Source organism: Frankia sp. CgKIO3 (assembly GCF_977946435.1).
Map to the genome: position 1 here is coordinate 14,276 of NZ_CDWTMO010000005.1, position 17,016 is coordinate 31,291.

The following is a 17,016-nucleotide window of genomic DNA, read 5'->3' on the forward strand; positions in this document are numbered from 1 at the left end:
CGGGGACGAACGATCGGACGTGACGAATCCCGCGGTCGCCGTGGCATGCCACGGCGCGTCCCGGGTCCCGGCACTCCAGGACACCCGGACAGTGGAACACCTCGGTGTCATCCGCTACGACGCCATCCCCTACGACGCCATCTGCTACGACGAGGAGTCACCGATGACCGGTCGTGCCCCGAGCGGCGCCTCCCAGCCCCTTGCCCTGGCCCGCGTCGTCTCGCTCGCCGAGGCGTTGTCCTTCCTCTTGCTGCTCGTCGCGACTGCGATCAAATACGGTGCCGACTACCCGATCGGCGTGCGGATCCTCGGCCCGGTCCATGGCGTGCTCTTCCTCATCTATTGCGCCCTCATCGGCTACCTCTCGGTGGTCGGGCGCTGGCGCCGTAAGCGGACCGTGCTCGCGCTGATCGCCGCGGTGCTGCCCGTCGCCCCGTTCTTCGTCGAGCGGCACTGGCTGCGTGGCGACGCCGCCCGGCTGGGCGACGCAGAGCCGGCACGTCCCACCTCGAAGCCGGCCGGCCAGGCGGGCTGAGCCGAGGGCCGGCCCGGCCCCACCGCCCCACAGACCGGGCGATCCGCCCCGCACCGCCCCGAGACGGGCTCACGCGACACGCCGGAGAGAATGCACGGACATCCGCCCGTCCCGTGGCACCGTCAGTCCGGTCGGAATTGGGGTAGAGGGTGCGCGTCATCCCGCGTTCCCCCTCCCGCCGGCCGTGGCGAGTGGCGCGCGATCCGTGATTATGCGCCCACCACGATCCAACGGTACGCATCACGGGCAGACGTGCGCGGGGAGTGGTGGTCGAGTGGAACAGGTCCGGGTGAGCGCCGAGGATCACATCGTTCTCGTCTGCATCGCATGCGGCGACGAGCGCATCTTCGAACAACCCCCGTGCTCCGACGGGCACGGTGACGACTGCCCGGAGTGGGTCTGCACCTCCTGTGGCGCCGCGGTGCTGGTCGGGCCGGCCCCCGCGGAGCGGCCGACGGCCCAACCGAGGCCCGTGCGCGAGACCCCCGCAGTCCGGGATCTCCGCGGCCGCGATCGTGCCGCCGCGCGGATCCCGGCGTGAGCCTGCACAGTTCCGCCCCTCAGCCGGGGTACTCCGGACACCGGCTCACCGGTTCCCGCCCGCACGCAACGGGACCGAAACCGTACGCTAACCGTACGCTCCGACGTCCGGCCAGCATGATCAAGACCGACGTCCTACCGTTGCCGTCATGGGGGTCGCGCAGTCATCCGAGGCGAGCTCTCCGATCTTCCTCGCGGTCACCAACGCCCTGCGCGCGGGGATCGCGCGGCTGCGCCCGGAGGTGGCGGTGCACGAGGTGGCGGCGCCCACCCGGGTCGCGCCGTTCTCCTTCGCTCTGGCCGGTGGGCTGACCGGGGACGAGGCCGACACCGCGGCCGGCCGGCTCATCCTGCTCATGGATCCTCAGGGACAGCCGGCCTGGCAGGGCACGGCCCGCATCGTCTGCTACGCCCGCGCGAGCATCGACCGGGAGATCGCCGGCGATCCCCTGCTTGCCGAGGTCGCCTGGTCGTGGCTGCGGGAATCGTTGGAGGCGCACGGCGCGGGCGTGCGCGCCCTGGGCGGCACGGTCACGGCCACCGCGTCACAACGCTTCGGCGTGCTCGCGGCCGACGGGGACAGCTTCGCCGTGGAGCTGCGCTGCTCCTGGTCACCCGACTGGGCGGAGACCACCCTCGCATCCGACCTCGGCCCCGCAGGGCCGGGCGCGCAGGGCCAGCCGCCCTGGAGCGCCTCGGCGACGGCCGCCCACCTGCTCGCATTCGGCGACCTGCTCGCGGCCATGGCCGGCCTTCCCCCACAACTGTCCGGAGTCATCACACTACCAACCCGCCGGGGTTGGCCGCGTCACACCGGCCCGCCGGACGGACAGCACCGCACCACCCACCGCGCGCCGCGCGCCGCGGCCGACCCTCCACCGCGCGCACCTCCCATTACCGAGTCGTTACAAAGCGTATAAATAACGCGATTCACTGTAGGACACGGCTACCTCTGCCAGGATTCAGACGTACGATCACTGATCGTGACGTCAACGGTTCCTGAATCAACACAGCGGGTCAGCGGGGGTGTCAGCGCCGAGGTGGAGGTACAGTCCAGCACTGGTGCCCATGAGCCCATCCCGCTGCTCACCCCTGCGGACGGGGTACCCCCCGTCATCGTCGACACCGCGGAACTCGCCGCGGCGGCGGAACGCCTCGCGGCCGGCGTCGGGCCAGTCGCGTTCGACGCCGAACGAGCGTCCGGTTACCGGTACAGCCAGCGGGCCTACCTCGTCCAGATCCGACGGCGGGGCACGGGCTCGCTGCTCCTCGATCCGATCGCGCTCGAGGATCTGAGCGTCATCCAGGACGCGGGGGACGGGATCGAATGGGTGCTGCACGCCGCCAGCCAGGACCTTCCGTGCCTGTCCGAGCTCGGTCTGCGGCCGAGTCTGCTGTTCGACACGGAGCTCGCCGGCCGGTTGCTGGGCTACGAACGGGTCGGGCTGGGGATGATGGTCGAACGGGTGCTGGGCTACGGGCTGGAGAAGGGCCATTCGGCCGCGGACTGGTCGACCCGCCCGCTTCCCGAGCCGTGGCTGCGCTACGCGGCGCTCGACGTCGAGCTGCTGGTGGAGTTGCGCGACGCGCTCGAGGCGGAGCTGATCGAACAAAACAAGATCAAATTTGCCCGGCAGGAGTTCGCCGCGATCGTCGCGGCCCCGCCACGCGAGCCACGGGCCGAGCCGTGGCGCCGGACGAGCGGGATCCACCGCGCCCGGTCCCGCCGCCAGCTCGCGGCGGTCCGGGCGATGTGGACCGCCCGGGACCGGCTCGCTCGTACCCGTGACGTCGCGCCGGGTCGCGTCCTCCCGGACAGCGCGATCATGGACGCCGTGCTGAACGCCCCCACCGACGCGGCCGCGCTGGTCCGGCTGCCCATCTTCTCCGGACCACGGATCCGCCGCACCGCGAACGTCTGGCTCGACGCCCTGCGTGGCGCCGCCGCGCTGCCCGAGGAAGAGCTGCCCGCCCCGGCCGGACCGGGCGGCGACGGTCTGCCGCCGCCCAACCGCTGGGCCGAGCGCGACCCGGTGGCCGCGTCGCGGCTGGCCCGGGTACGGGCCGCGCTGGCCGCCCTCGCCGCCGCCCACACGATGCCGGTGGAAAACCTCCTCGAGCCCGCGTTGTCCCGGCGGCTCGCCTGGTCCCCGCCGAATCCCCTGACGGACACGACCGTCGCCGGGGCGCTGCGGGCCGGCGGGGCACGCCCCTGGCAGATCGAGCTGACGGCCGCTCCCCTGCTCACCGTCCTCGCCGAGCCGCCGACCGAACCAACCGAACCGACAGCACCGGCCGAACCGACAGCCGAGCCGGCGGGCTGACGGCCGGATCTGCGGGTCGTGGGCCAGGGACGGACCGGCGCATCACGACATTGGCATCCCCGGGCACCTGGCATCCATGGCTCCGAGATGTCTACTGGCTGGTAACCGCTGCCGTAGGCTAGCCGTGCCGGCGGTATCCGCGCCGGTGCCGGCTGGCTGTCCGAGCCCTGGAACCGGGTCCCGGACAACAGCCGACGTTCGACGGCGACGAACCAGCGGTCGGTGGCGGCCGCGGGTCGGGAGGTCCCGTGTTCGGATCATCCAGAAACTTCGTACGCGACGTCGTGTTCGTCGACGGGGTCCGAACCCCGTTCGGGAAGGCCAAGGGCGTCTACGCCGAGACCCGTGCCGACGATCTGATCGTGCGGGTGGTCCGGGAGCTGCTGCGGCGCAATCCCTCCCTCCCCCCTGAGCGGATCGACGAGGTGGCGATCGCGGCCACCACCCAGATCGGCGATCAGGGCCTGACCATCGGCCGGGTCGCCGCCATCCTGTCCGGGTTGCCGGAAACGGTGCCGGGCTTCGCAATCGACCGGATGTGCGCAGGCGCCGTCACGGCGGTGACCACGACGGCCTCGTCGATCGCCGTCGGCGCCTACGACGTGGCCATGGCCGGCGGGGTGGAACACATGGGCCGCCACCCGATGGGCGAAAGCGCCGACATCAACCCCCGGTTCGTCGCCGAACGGCTCGTGGACACCTCCGCGCTGGTGATGGGCTCGACCGCCGAGAACCTGCACGACCGGTACCCCAAGATCACCAGGTCGCGGGCGGACGCCTTCGCTCTGGCCTCCCAGGAGAAGGTCGCCAAGGCGTACGCGAACGGTCAGATCCAGCCCGACCTCGTCCCGGTGGCTGCCCGGCACGTCGAGGCGGGCTGGGAGTTCGTCACTGCCGACGAGCCGCCGCGACCGGACACCACGCAGGCGGGGCTCGCCGGGCTGCGCACGCCGTTCCGGCCGCACGGGCGGGTGACCGCGGGCAACTCCGCCGGGCTCAACGACGGCGCCACCGGCTGCCTGCTCGCCGCCGCCGAGGTGGCGGCCGAGCTGGGCCTGTCGGCGAAGATGAGCCTGGTGGGTTTCGCGTTCGCCGGAGTCCCCCCCGAGGTGATGGGCGTCGGGCCGATCCCGTCGACGGAGAAGGCGCTGGCCCGTACCGGCCTGACCATCGACGACATCGGCCTGTTCGAGCTGAACGAGGCCTTCGCCGTGCAGGTCCTGGCCTTCCTCGACCACTTCGGCATCGCCGAAGACGATCCCCGGGTCAACCCGTACGGCGGGGCCATCGCGTTCGGTCACCCGCTGGCGTCCAGCGGGGTGCGCCTGATGACCCAGCTCGCCCGGCAGTTCGCCGAGCATCCCGAGGTGCGCTACGGCATGACGGCGATGTGCGTGGGTCTCGGCATGGGCGCCACCACGATCTGGGCGAACCCGCACCACGCCGCGGCCGACTGAGCAGGCACGACGACTGAGCAGGCACGACTGAGCAGGCACGACGACCGACCCGGGACGACCCGTCCGACACGACCGGGCCCGCGGCGGAACCGAGGGGAGATCCATGACCATCGACGAGGTGACCCTGTCCTTGCCGGACGAGGTCGTCACGGCCGCCCACGCCCGTTACGCGCGGCTGCCCGGGGTGGCCAGGCCCGTCGCCCTGATCACCCTCGACAACGGTCATGACCACACCCGGCCGAACACCTTCGGCCCAGCCGGCCTGCGGTCCCTGCTCGCCGCCGTCGACGAGATCGAGGCGCACGACCCGCCGGTCGCCGCGATCGCCGTCACCGGCAAGCCGTTCATCTTCAGCGTGGGTGCGGACCTGTCCTTCCGCTCGTCGCTCACCGACCCGGAGCAGATCCGCCCATCGCTCGCGGCGCTCGGCCGCCTCGGGCACGAGGCCTTCGCCCGGGTGGGTGAGGGTCGCCTGGGTGACCGGAAGGTCCCGACCTTCGCCCTCGTCAACGGAGCGGCGCTGGGCGGCGGGCTGGAGCTGGCCCTGCACTGCGACTACCGGGCGCTGTCCGCCGGCATTCCCGCACTCGCCTTCCCAGAGGTCTTCCTCGGCCTCGTCCCGGGCTGGGGCGGCACCCAACTGCTGCCCAACCTCATCGGCGCCGAACAGGCGGTGTCCGTCATCATCGGCAACGCGCTCAGCCAGAACCGCATGCTGCGCGGCCGGCAGGCGTTCGAGCTGGGTCTCGGGGACGTGCTGCTGGAGCCGGCGGACTTCCTGACGGAGGCGCTGCGCTGGGTGGGCCGGGTGCTGCGCGGCGAGGTCGACCCGGTGGCCGCCCGCGCGCCGGTCGAGCGGGGGGCGGCCTGGGCGGAGGCGATCGCACGGGGCCGGGCGCTCGCCGACGCGAAGCTGCACGGGGCCGCGCCGGCCGCCTACCGGGCGTTGGACCTCCTCGCGCTCGCCGAGACCGCCGACCGCGCCACCGGGTACGCGGCCGAGACCGAGGCCCTCGCCGATCTGTCCGTCAGCGACGAGCTCGCCGCCAGCCTGTACTCCTTCGACCTCGTGCAGAAGCGGGCGAAGCGGCCGGTGGGCGGGCCGGACCCGGCGCTGGCCCGGCCCGTGACGAAGGTCGGGGTGGTCGGCGCCGGCCTCATGGCAAGCCAGCTCGCCCTCGTGTTCGCGCACCGGCTCGAGGTGCCGGTGGTGCTCACCGACATCGACCAGGCCCGGCTCGACACCGGGGTCGCGGGGGTCCACCAGGAGATCGACAACCTCCTGCTGCGCCACCGCATCACCCCCGACCAGGCGAACCGCTACAAGGCGAACGTCACCGGATCCCTGACCAAGGACGCCTTCGCGGACGTGGACCTCGTCATCGAGGCGGTCTTCGAGGACCTGGCCGTCAAGCGGACCGTGCTCGCGGAGCTCGAAGCCGTCGTAGCGCCCACGGCCGTGCTCCTGACGAACACCTCGGCGCTGTCGGTCACCGAGATGGCCGCTGGGCTCGATCATCCCGAACGGGTCGCCGGGCTGCACTTCTTCAATCCGGTGTCGATCCTCCCCCTGGTCGAGGTGGTCCGCGCTGCCCGCAGCGACGACGCCACCATCGCGACGACGCTGGCCGTGGCGAAGAACCTGAAGAAGAACGCGGTCCTGGTCGCCGATGCCCCGGCGTTCGTCGTCAACCGGCTGCTGACCCGGTTCCTCGGGGAGGTGCTCGGCGCGACGGAGGGCGGTACGCCGCTCGAGGAGGCCGACCACGCCCTCGATCCGCTGGGGCTGCCGATGTCCCCGATGACCCTGCTCGCCCTCGTCGGGCCGCCGGTCGCCCTGCATGTCGCGGAGACGCTGCACGCGGCATTCCCGGACCGGTTCCGGCGGCCGGCGGCTCTCGCCCGGCTGGTCGAGGCGGGCCGGAGCGGCGTCTACACCACGGGCCCGGACGGCGTCCAGACCGTCGACCCGGACGCCGCCGCGCTCATCTCCACGCCGCCCCCGGCCGCCACCCCGCTGACCGGGGACGAGGTACGCGAGGCGGCGTTGCGGGCGCTCGCCGAGGAGATCCACCTGATGCTGACCGAGAAAATCGTCACGGAGGCCGCCGACATCGACCTGTGCATGATCCTCGGCGCCGGCTGGCCGTTCCACCTCGGCGGCATCACGCCCTACCTGGACCGTACCGGCATCAGCGAGGCCGTCACCGGGCAACGCTTCACCCCGCCAGGCGTCGCCACCCTGCGCTGACCCAATCCGAAATACCGGCACTCAGCACATGGGTGTCTCACCTCAGGCTGGCGAAGAGGGTCAGGCCGTGCGGACCGGCGGCTCGTCGTCGCTACCGCCACGCCGGCCATTGCCGGGGAAATCACCGAACGGGCCCGGCGGCTGAAGATCCGGGGGCAGCGACGGGTCCAAGGAGAACGGGGCGCCGGGCGCCAGCAGGCAGTAGCTTCCGGATTCCTTGCCCACCTGGTACGTCTCGTGACTCGCCGAGGCGCTGCCGCGCCGGACGTCGACCTGAACCTCCCGGACCGTCGGGAAACCCACGGACCGGTGGATCTGCACTCCCCGCACGGCGAACGAGGCGATACCGCCCTGGACATCGTCCAGAGCCCGCATGATGATGGCGAACTCGGACGCCGGGCGGCGTTCCTGGACCGATGGGCAGAGGCGGGCGTAAGCGGCCTCGTAGCGCGAGTCGCTGACCTCCGTCAGGTAGGCGCGGACGGCGTCGGCAGTGCCGTTGGCGGAGCGGAAGAACAGGAACAGGCCTGTCCCGCCCGCGCCGGCCAGGAGGGCGAGCACGAGGACGAGCGGAATCAGCCACCGGGCCCGGCTACGGCGGGGCGCCGGCGGCCCGCCCGGCCACCCGGGGCCGCCCCACGAGGTCGGCGGGACGGGTGGCGGCGGGGGCCCACCAGGGTGGCCGTTGCGGGTCATGGTGCACCCCCACCCTCCTCCCACTTCCTCACATTCGCTCCTGCACCACATCATCAGTACACGACAGCCGAGCACCCCGCTGCCGCAGGGCGACACCGACGAGCGCCCAGACCAGGTCGGCGATCGTGGCGAGAAGCCGCGCCACCAGCGCGACCAGGGTCGCCGGCCCACTGGCGACCGCCGGGGCCAGCGCCAGTACCAGTACCGCCTCCCGCACCCCCGCCCCGGCGGGCAGCACCAGTACCAGGAATCCGGCGGTCCAGGCCAGGGCGTAGGCCCCGAGGGAGAGCAGCAACAGCCGGCCGCCGCCGACCGCCGGATGCAGATCCCGGACGAGCAGCCAGGTCGCCACCCCGTAGCAGCAGAAGCTGAGCAGCAACCAGCCGGCTCCGGCGGCGACGGCCCGCGGGGGCAGCGGTTCGGTCAACGGTGGGCGGCGCAGCAGCCGGAACGCCAGCGCCAACAGGCGGGACAGCACCGGCGGGCAGAGCACGACGACGAAGACGGGCACGACCGCCAGCGCCCACCAGTAGTCGGCGAGCGCCTGCGCAGAGACGAACGGCAGGGTGACCGCCGCGGCGAGCCCCCCGCTCGGCACCGCGAGCGCCAATACGACCAGGCTCGCCGAAGCCGCCTTCGACCGGGAGACGCCGTGGTCGCGGGAGAGCTCCATCTGCGCGAGCACCGGCCACACGCTGCCCGGGATGTACTTGCCGATCTGCCCGAGGAAGAAGATCCGCACGGCGGCCCGCAGGGGAAGCGCGGCACCCAGCCCTCCCAGCAACGCCCGCCAGGACAGCACGGTGGTACCGACGGCAAGCACGGTGACCACACCCGAGGCCACCACGCCGCCCACGGTGAGCGAGCGGACGGACTCCTCGACCTCGTTCCACTGGCTGACCAGGGCGAGAACCAGCAACCCGAGGGCCACCAAGAGCGCACCACGCATGGCCCACCAGCGTGGGCCGCGCCCAGCCCGGCGGCGGGAGGCGGCGCCCCGGCGCGCCGACACGGTGTGCTCACCCACCTGGTCAGCCTAGGACGGCGGTCGGGCCGCCATCGTGCCGGGCCCCGACACGATGGCGGATCCCGACACGGTGGCGGGTCCTCGCCCGCCGAACCCCGATGACCGGGCGATACCCGGGTGCGTTCGGGGTCAGAGCGCCCGAGTCAGGACGCCGGGGTCAGGGCGCCGGGGATCAGCGCTGGTCGCCGATGGCCTCGCCGGCCCGCTCGCCCGCCGGGGCCGCTTCGCCGGGCGAGGCCGGGTCGTCCTCGATCGCCGGCTGGCGCTTCGCGACGGCCTCGACGACCTTGCGGGCGAGGTCCTGCGGGGCAAGCCCGACCTCGGCCATGACCTCGTCCCGCTTGCCGTGGTCGAGGAAGCGCTGGGCGATGCCGAAGTCCCGCAGGGGCACGTCGACGTCGGCGTCGCGCAGCAACTGGGCCAGCGCAGCCCCGACCCCGCCGACCCGGCCGTTGTCCTCGACGGTGACGACGAGGTCGTGGGCGCGGGCAAGATCGATCAGTGCCGGGTCCAGTGGCTTGACCCACCGCGGGTCGACGACGGTGATGCCGATGCCCTGGCTCGCGACCCGCTCCGCGATCTCCAGGCAGGTCGCGGCCATCGCGCCGATGGAGACCAGCAGCACCTCGCGGCGCTGGGCCACCTTCGGCGAACGGTAGAGCACGTCCACCCCGCCGACCGTGTCAATCGCCGGCACGTCCGCGGCGACCTTGCCCTTGGGGAAGCGCACGACGGTCGGGCCGTCGGTGTTACCCACGGCCTCGCGCAGTTCCGCCCGCAGGGTCGGCGCGTCCCGCGGGGCGGCGATCGCGAGCCCCGGGACAACCTGCAGGAACGACAGGTCCCACATGCCGTTGTGCGACGCCCCGTCCTCCCCGGTGATACCGGCCCGGTCGAGCACGAACGTCACGGGCTGGCGGTGCAGGGCGACGTCCATCAGGACCTGGTCGAACGCGCGGTTGAGGAACGTGGCGTAGAGACACACGACGGGCTTGAGCCCACCCATCGCGAGCCCGGCGGCCGAGGTGACGGCGTGCTGCTCGGCGATACCGACGTCGAACACCCGGTCCGGGTAGGCCTTGGCGAAGGCGCCGAGACCGACCGGCTGGAGCATCGCGGCGGTCAGCGTGACGACGTCGGGCCGCTCGGAACCGATCTGCACGATCTCGCCCGAGAAGATGCTCGTCCAGCTGATGGTCTTCGACGTCGACACCGGCTTACCGGTCGCCGGGTCGATGATGCCGACGCCGTGGAAGTTGTCGGCGTCGTCCTGCTCCGCCGGCGGGTAGCCGAAGCCCTTGCGGGTCACGCAGTGGACGATGACGGGCCCGCCGAAGTCCCGAGCCCGGCGCAGGGCCGACTCGACCGCGACGACGTCGTGGCCGTCGACCGGGCCGACGTACTTCAGGCCGAGGTCCTCGAACATGCCCTGCGGCTGGACGACGTCCTTGATGCCCTTCTTGATGCCGTGCAGCGCGTCGAACAGCGGGGGGCCGACCAGCGGGGTGCGGCCGAGGACCTGCTTGACGACGTCGAGGACCTGCTCGTACTCGGGCGCCAGCCGCAGCGCGGCGAGGTGGTCGGCGAGGCCGCCGATCGTCGGTGCGTAGGACCGGCCGTTGTCGTTGACGACGATGACGACGGGCCGGTCGTCGGCGGCGATGTTGTTCAGCGCCTCCCAGCACATCCCGCCGGTCAGGGCACCGTCACCGACGACGGCGACGACGGCCCGGTCCTCACCACGCAGCGCGTAGGCACGCGACAGCCCGTCGGCGTAGGACAGGGCGGTCGAGGCGTGCGAGTTCTCGATGATGTCGTGCTCGGACTCGGCCCGGCTGGGGTAGCCGGAAAGGCCACCCCGCTGGCGCAGCCCAGAGAAATCGTCCGCCCGGCCGGTCAGAATCTTGTGCACATAGGACTGATGGCCGGTGTCCCAAAGGATGCGGTCGAATGGCGAATCAAACACACGATGTATTGCCAACGTCAGCTCGACAGCCCCCAGATTCGGCCCGAGGTGACCTCCCGTACGCGCGACTGCGTGAATGAGGAAATCACGGATCTCGGCCGCCAGGGTGCCGAGCTCCTCGTGGTCAAGGCGCTTGACGTCCTGCGGACTACTGATCGTGGACAGAAGCGACACGGCGTGAACTCCCTCTCCCGAAAGGGGATCGGTCCGGGTCCGGCGAAGTCTACGCAGCCCGCCTGGTCCCTTGCAGACGGGCACCCGACATGTGAGTTCCTCGTAGAGCGTCAGGCAATAGGCCTGATCGCGGTAGAATCCACCTCCCCGGTTGTCCACTATTGGTCCGGATCCGAGTACGCGGATGCACACACTCTGTCGGCGTGGCGCGCGGGCGACACGCCAGGACGACCAGGTCGTGCCAGAAGCGGCCGGAAGTGGAGTCCACGCCGTTCCGGCGACACTTCTGGTACCGGCGCAATCACACCAGGTTCGGACTCCGGTCCGCGCCTCGCGGCTCGAGCAGTGCCACACACTCGACGTGGGCGGTCATCGGGAACAGGTCGAAGGCGCGCAACGCGACAAGGTCGTAGCCCACGGCTGCCGCGGCGGCGAGGTCCCGACCCAATGCGACGGGATCGCAGGCGACGTAGGCGACCGCGCGGGGGCAATGGGCGAGCAGCGCGGCCACCACCGCCGGGCCCGCCCCGGTGCGCGGCGGGTCGAGCACCGCGAGATCGACCCGGCCGGCCGGCCCGCCCGTACCGAGCACCCCGCGGATGGTAGCCGGTGTCACCCGCAACGCCCGCAGCGAGACCCATGGCAGATCGGCGAGGTTGTTCGCCGCGGCCGCGACCGACGCGGCGTCGGACTCCAGTGCGATGACGCGGCCAGCGGCGCCGACATCCTCCGCGAGGAACGCCGCGAACAGGCCCGTCCCGGCATACAGGTCGAGCGCGGTCTCCCCGGCTCGGGGACGCAGGGCCCCGCGGACCGCGTCCACCAGCACGCCGGGAGCCGCCGGATGGACCTGCCAGAACACCTCCGGCCCGAGCCGGAACCTCCGCTCCCCCACCACCTCGACGACCTCCCCGGGGACTCCGACCTCCCCAGGGTCCTCGCCGGTCCCGGCGCGCCCGTCGTCGACGACCGTCCCGGCGCCGGCGGGATGCACCGCCACGGCCACCTGCCCGGTCGCCGGGCTGGCCGCGACCTCGACGGCGTCGGCCCCGGGGAACCGCCGGCCGGCGAGCGCCGCGAGGACGAGGGGGTGGGCAATGCGGCAGTCCGGCGTCGCCACCACCTCGTGCGAGCGGCTCGCCCGCAGCCCGACCTCGCCGCCGGCCGTCACCGCGAAGCGCATCCGAGTCCGCCACGCCAGTCCGTCGTCGACGCCACCGGACCGGTCGGATCCGGTCAGCCGCTCCGGGCCGCTGACGGGCACCGCCTCGACCAGCACCTCCAGCGCCGGCTCGGCGCCGGGTCCGGCCTCGGCCGCCGTCCCGAGGCCGGACCCGGCGTGCGCGAGGCTGACCCGGGCGTCGAGGCCACCGAACCGCCGAAGGGCGTCGGCCACGACCTCGGCCTTGCCGCGCCGCTGCGCCGCGAGGCCGGCATGCTGCCAGTCGCACCCCCCGCACAACCCTGGGCCGGCGTGCGGGCAGGGCGCGACCACTCGGTCCGGCGAGGGCGTCAGGACGGCGACCACGTCCGCCCGCCAGTACCGCTCGTGGGAGGCGTCGGTAACTCGGGCACGGACCCGTTCGCCGGGCAGGGCATGGCGGACGAACACCACCCGACCGCCCGAGCGGGCGACGCAGAAGCCGCCGTGGGCCACCGGCCCAACGTCGAGGTCGAGCAGCGAGCCGACCGCGATCCCCGGGGCGCGGGCCTGCCGTGCGGTGTGCCCGGAGACGCGCGATCGCGCGGGCCGGCGCTGTCGACTCACCGCTTCCGCTCCGACGGGCCGGGAAGCGTGGCCCGGCCCTGTCGCACCGCGCCCGCCCCGGTCCGCTCGAGCCGCTGCTCGGCCAGCCTGGACGAGGCGAGCTGCCAGGGCACGCTGGTGACCATGACGCCGGGCTGGAAGAGAAGCCGGGCCTTGAGCCGCAGCGCGCTCTGATTGTGCAGGAGATGCTCCCACCAGTGACCGACGACGTACTCGGGGACGTAGACGGCGACGACGTCCCGTGGGCTCTCCCGCCTGATCCGGGCAACGTAGTCCAGCACCGGGCGGGTCACCTCCCGGTAGGGGGAGGCCAGCACCACGAGATCGACGGTGATCCCCCGCTCCGCCCACGCCTTGCGGAGCCGATCGGCCTCCGCCTGGTCGACGGCGACCGTGACCGCGACGAGGCTGTGCGGCCGCGACGCCTTGGCGTAGGCCAGGGCCCGCAGCGTCGGGGCATGGATCTTACTGACGAGGACGACGGCGTGGATCCGGGAGGGCAGGGTCGGCGGCCCGGGTTCCGGGGTGAGTTCGACCGCGACCCGGTCGTAGTGAGCCCTGATCCCCCGCATCCCGAGAAAGATGATCGGGATAGCCAGACAGACGATCCAGGCACCGTGGGTGAACTTCGTGACCAGCACGAGGATCAGCACGGTGCCGGTGAGACAGGCGCCGAAGAAGTTGATCGCCTGAGACCGGCGGATCCGCCGACGGGCGGCCGGATCGGACGCAGCCGGGTCGTCCGAGCGCAGGATGCGCGCCCAGTGCCGCACCATCCCGGTCTGGCTGAGGGTGAACGAGATGAAGACCCCGAGGATGTAGAGCTGGATCAGGGCGGTGACCTGCGCGTCGAACACGACGATCAGCAGGATCGCGAAGCCGGCGAGCAGCACGATCCCGTTGGAGTAGGCCAGTCGGTCGCCGCGGGTGTATAGCTGACGCGGCAGGTAGCCGTCGCGGGCAAGGATCGAACCCAGCACCGGGAAGCCGTTGAAGGCGGTGTTCGCCGCCAGCATCAGGATGAGAGCCGTGACGACGGCGATGTAGCCGAAGCCGGGCGATCCGTCCCCGAAGACGGCGGCGGCGACCTGGGCGATCACGGTCGGCTGCTCACCACTGGCGCCGATCAGGTCCCCGGTGTGCTCGGCGACATGCACGTCGGAGATCAGAGCCAGCGCGGTGACGCCGCCGAACATCGTGACTGCGATGAACCCCAGCATCAGCAGGGTGGTCGCGGCGTTGCGGCTCTTGGGCTTCCGGAACGCGGGCACCCCGTTGCTGATCGCCTCGACCCCGGTGAGCGCCGTGCATCCCGAGGCGAACGCCCGCAGCACCAGGAACACCAGGGCGAATCCCGCGTAGTCGTGTTCGGCGACCACCTGGTATCCGGCGCTCTCGGCCCGCGGCGGATGACCAACGGCCGCCTGGACCAGCCCGGTGACGATCATTACGAAGATGCCGAGCACGAAGCCGTAGGTCGGGATGGCGAACGCCGTGCCGGACTCGCGCACCCCACGCAGGTTCATTATCGTCAGTAGGATCACGATGACGACCGCGAGGAGCACCTTGTGCGCGGCGAGCCCGGTGACGGCCGACGTCAGGTTCGCGACACCGGCCGACACCGACACCGCGACCGTGAGGACGTAGTCAACCAGCAGGGAACTGGCCACCAGCAGGCCGGCCCGCGGGCCCAGGTTGACCGAGACGACCTCGTAGTCGCCGCCGCCGCTCGGGTAGGCGTGCACGTTCTGCCGGTAGGACGCCACCACCGTCAGCATCAGGATGGCGACGGCTCCAGCAAGCCAGGGCGAGTAGTGGTAGAAGGCCAGCCCGCCGAGTGACAGGACAAGCAGGATCTCCTCGGTCGCGTACGACACCGAGGAAAGGGCATCGCTCGCGAAGACGGGCAAGGCGATCCGTTTGGGGAGCAGTGTCTCCCCAAGCCGGTCGCTCCCGATCGGTCGACCGACGAAACCGCGCTTGAGGCGATCCGTGAGCGCCACGCGGCGATGTTACCGACGCCAGCCACGCAGTTCAGCATCAGTGTGGCGTAGCACACAGATGCTCCGTATCCGGAGATCCGGCCACGTGACCTGCGCCGGTCAGGCCGGATCGGACTACCCTGAACCCTTGTGCATGTCGTGATCCTCGGCTGCGGCCGAGTCGGCTCCGCGCTTGCCCGCAGCGTCGAACGGTTCGGCCACTCAGTAGCGATCATCGACCAGAACCCCGCCGCGTTCGGGCGGCTACCGCGCGATTTCACCGGTTTGCGGGTCACCGGGATAGGCTTCGACCGCGACACCCTCATCGAGGCGGGCATCGAGCGGGCCGCCGCGTTCGCCGCCGTCTCCAGCGGGGACAACTCAAACATCATCGCCGCCCGGGTGGCCCGCGAGATGTTCGGGGTCGAGCGGGTCGTCGCGCGGATCTACGATCCCCGCCGGGCCGAGGTCTACGAGCGGCTCGGTATCCCCACCGTCGCCACGGTGCGCTGGACCCGGGACCAGATCCTCGGCCGGCTCCTGCCCGACGCTGTCACGCCGCAGTGGTCCGATCCGTCGGGCTCGGTGCTGCTGGCCGCGATCCCACCAGGACCCGCCTGGGTGGGCCGCCGGATCCGGGAGCTGGAGGAGTCCGCCGGGGTACGGGTGGTCTGCGTGACCCGGTTCGGCGAGGGTGTCCTGCCCGACGCCCGCACCCTCGTCCAGGACGGTGACGTCGTGCACGTGGCCGTGACGAAGGCGCACGCGTCCGAGGCGGACACGGTGCTGCGCACCGGGCCGGACGGCGAGGGCTCCGGGTAGCTCCGGGCAGATCCAGGCAGACGATGCCGCGCGAGGAGGAGAAGCGATGAGCGTGCGCCGGGTGGTAATCGCGGGAGCGGGCAAGGTCGGCCGGTCCATCGCCGCCGAACTGCTGGAGAACGGCTCCGAGGTGCTCATCATCGAGCGGGATCCGCAGAAGATCCGGACCGACGCGCTACCGGAGGCCCGGTGGCTGCTCGCGGACGCCTGCGAGCTGTCCCAGCTCGACGCGGCCGGGCTGAACGAGTACACCGTCCTGGTGGCCGCCACCGGGGACGACAAGGTGAACCTCGTCGTCTCGCTGCTCGCGAAGACCGAGTTCGGCGTGCCCCGGGTCGTGGCGCGGGTCAACCATCCCAAGAACGAATGGCTGTTCACCGAGTCGTGGGGGGTGGATGTGGCGGTGTCCGCGCCGCGCCTGCTCACGGCTCTGGTCGAGGAGGCCGTCAGCGTCGGCGACCTCGTCCAGCTGATGCGGTTCCGGCAGAGCGATGCATCCCTCGTCGAGCTGACGCTGGCCGAGAACGCGCCGGTGATCGGCCAGCGGCTCAGCGAGATCGCCCTGCCGGCGGACAGCGCCCTGGTGGTGATCCTGCGTGACGGACGGGCGGTCATTCCCTCGCCCGACGCCACTCTGGAAGACGGCGACGAGGTTCTCGCGGTCACGACGAACGCCGAGGCCGAGGAGAAGTTCGCCGTGCTGCTCGGTCAAGCGCCGGCAGGCGCGGGCACGCCGGGCTGACGCGCGACAGGCTGGCGATGCGGAGGCGGTCAGCCGGCAGGCTGCCGCTCTCCGCGCGGGGGCTCGCCGCGCGGGGCGTCCCCGGCCAGCACCTCGCCGTCCACGACCGTCGGGTCGGTGGCGGCGGGGAGCAGCGGTGCGATCCGGCGGACGATGGCGAAGCTGGCCAACACCGCGACACCGAACAGCGGAAGTCCCAGGGCGATGTTGGCCGCGGCCAGCCAGCCGGGCTCGTCGGCGAGGTAGAGCACCCCCTGCACGACGAACCGCACACCGAACACGGCGATCCAGACGACCGTCGCCCACACCGCGGCCCGCTGCTGGCGGGGCACCCGCTGCCAGTTCGCATAGCGGCTGTCCAGACCGGCCATGAGATACCCCGCCACCGGCCGGCGCAGGACGATCGACAGCAGGGCCACCACCCCCCAGAGCGCGTTCTTCGCAATGCTGGGCAGGAAGAACCCCTTCGTGTTCCCGGTGCGAGAGGCCACGAATGCAGCGATCGCCACGGCGAACAACCCCGAAAAGGTCTGCTGGGTCGGCTCACGGCGCACGATGCGCAGCACCAGCAGAGCGGCCGCCGTGGCAATGGCGACCGCAATGCCGGCGGTCAGTCCGGCCTCGGCGTTCACCGTCACAAACGCCACGGTGGGCACGGAGCTGTCAATGATCCCCCGTGGGCCGCCGATGGCCTCGGACATCGTCATCGGAGGCGTGTCGGGAGATGGCGTA

The 17,016-nt window shown here is 71.9% G+C and carries 14 protein-coding genes; 8 read left to right on the plus strand and 6 right to left on the minus strand.

Going from position 1 to position 17,016, the window contains the following annotated elements; all coding sequences use genetic code 11:
• The first annotated feature begins 19 nt into the window (after nucleotides 1-19).
• The 6 genes from AC08OJ_RS01465 to AC08OJ_RS01490 all read left to right on the plus strand — a co-directional run bounded on the left by AC08OJ_RS01465 (nucleotide 20) and on the right by AC08OJ_RS01490 (nucleotide 7,107).
• A complete protein-coding gene (locus AC08OJ_RS01465) occupies nucleotides 20-535 on the plus strand; it encodes a DUF3817 domain-containing protein (protein ID WP_476591657.1) in 516 nt (171 codons plus the stop codon).
• Nucleotides 536-824: 289 nt separating this feature from the next.
• Nucleotides 825-1,076, plus strand: coding sequence for a hypothetical protein (locus AC08OJ_RS01470; protein ID WP_476594881.1), 252 nt, complete (start codon nucleotides 825-827; stop codon nucleotides 1,074-1,076).
• Between the two features lie 148 nt (nucleotides 1,077-1,224).
• Entirely contained in the window at nucleotides 1,225-1,995 is a 771-nt protein-coding gene (locus AC08OJ_RS01475) for a DUF3000 domain-containing protein (protein WP_476594882.1), read from the plus strand.
• A 63-nt stretch (nucleotides 1,996-2,058) separates the two neighbouring features.
• Nucleotides 2,059-3,399: an HRDC domain-containing protein gene (locus AC08OJ_RS01480; protein WP_476594883.1), complete on the plus strand. Its 1,341-nt coding sequence runs from the start codon at nucleotides 2,059-2,061 to the stop codon at nucleotides 3,397-3,399.
• Between the two features lie 248 nt (nucleotides 3,400-3,647).
• Complete coding sequence (locus tag AC08OJ_RS01485; RefSeq protein ID WP_476591661.1) at nucleotides 3,648-4,856, plus strand: thiolase family protein; 1,209 nt, start codon at nucleotides 3,648-3,650, stop codon at nucleotides 4,854-4,856.
• A 103-nt stretch (nucleotides 4,857-4,959) separates the two neighbouring features.
• Nucleotides 4,960-7,107: a 3-hydroxyacyl-CoA dehydrogenase NAD-binding domain-containing protein gene (locus AC08OJ_RS01490; RefSeq protein ID WP_476594884.1), complete on the plus strand. Its 2,148-nt coding sequence runs from the start codon at nucleotides 4,960-4,962 to the stop codon at nucleotides 7,105-7,107.
• 60 nt (nucleotides 7,108-7,167) lie between these two features.
• Here the strand turns inward: AC08OJ_RS01490 and AC08OJ_RS01495 are convergent, their stop codons facing one another.
• The 5 genes from AC08OJ_RS01495 to AC08OJ_RS01515 all read right to left on the minus strand — a co-directional run bounded on the left by AC08OJ_RS01495 (nucleotide 7,168) and on the right by AC08OJ_RS01515 (nucleotide 14,741).
• A complete protein-coding gene (locus AC08OJ_RS01495; protein ID WP_476591663.1) occupies nucleotides 7,168-7,803 on the minus strand; it encodes a hypothetical protein in 636 nt (211 codons plus the stop codon).
• A gap of 28 nt (nucleotides 7,804-7,831) precedes the next feature.
• Nucleotides 7,832-8,830 carry a lysylphosphatidylglycerol synthase domain-containing protein gene (locus AC08OJ_RS01500; protein WP_476591664.1) on the minus strand — a complete coding sequence of 333 codons (999 nt, stop codon included), beginning with the start codon at nucleotides 8,828-8,830 and terminating at the stop codon, nucleotides 7,832-7,834.
• Between the two features lie 172 nt (nucleotides 8,831-9,002).
• Nucleotides 9,003-10,970 carry a 1-deoxy-D-xylulose-5-phosphate synthase gene (gene dxs / locus AC08OJ_RS01505; RefSeq protein WP_476591665.1) on the minus strand — a complete coding sequence of 656 codons (1,968 nt, stop codon included), beginning with the start codon at nucleotides 10,968-10,970 and terminating at the stop codon, nucleotides 9,003-9,005.
• Nucleotides 10,971-11,271: 301 nt separating this feature from the next.
• A complete protein-coding gene (locus AC08OJ_RS01510) occupies nucleotides 11,272-12,738 on the minus strand; it encodes a class I SAM-dependent RNA methyltransferase (protein ID WP_476594885.1) in 1,467 nt (488 codons plus the stop codon).
• Nucleotides 12,735-14,741, minus strand: a complete 2,007-nt coding sequence (locus AC08OJ_RS01515; RefSeq protein ID WP_462187659.1) for an APC family permease — start codon at nucleotides 14,739-14,741, stop codon at nucleotides 12,735-12,737. Before AC08OJ_RS01515 ends, AC08OJ_RS01510 begins: the two co-directional genes overlap by 4 nt.
• A gap of 129 nt (nucleotides 14,742-14,870) precedes the next feature.
• Between AC08OJ_RS01515 and AC08OJ_RS01520 the strand changes: the two genes are divergently transcribed.
• Together AC08OJ_RS01520 and AC08OJ_RS01525 are read left to right on the plus strand one after the other, a co-directional pair.
• Nucleotides 14,871-15,542 (plus strand): potassium channel family protein, encoded by a 672-nt coding sequence (locus AC08OJ_RS01520; RefSeq protein WP_476591667.1) that lies wholly within the window; start codon nucleotides 14,871-14,873, stop codon nucleotides 15,540-15,542.
• Between the two features lie 46 nt (nucleotides 15,543-15,588).
• Entirely contained in the window at nucleotides 15,589-16,284 is a 696-nt protein-coding gene (locus AC08OJ_RS01525; RefSeq protein WP_476591668.1) for a potassium channel family protein, read from the plus strand.
• Nucleotides 16,285-16,313: 29 nt separating this feature from the next.
• Here AC08OJ_RS01525 and AC08OJ_RS01530 read toward each other — a convergent pair whose 3' ends face one another.
• Nucleotides 16,314-16,991, minus strand: coding sequence for a DUF3159 domain-containing protein (locus AC08OJ_RS01530; RefSeq protein WP_476594886.1), 678 nt, complete (start codon nucleotides 16,989-16,991; stop codon nucleotides 16,314-16,316).
• Nucleotides 16,992-17,016: the final 25 nt, after the last annotated feature.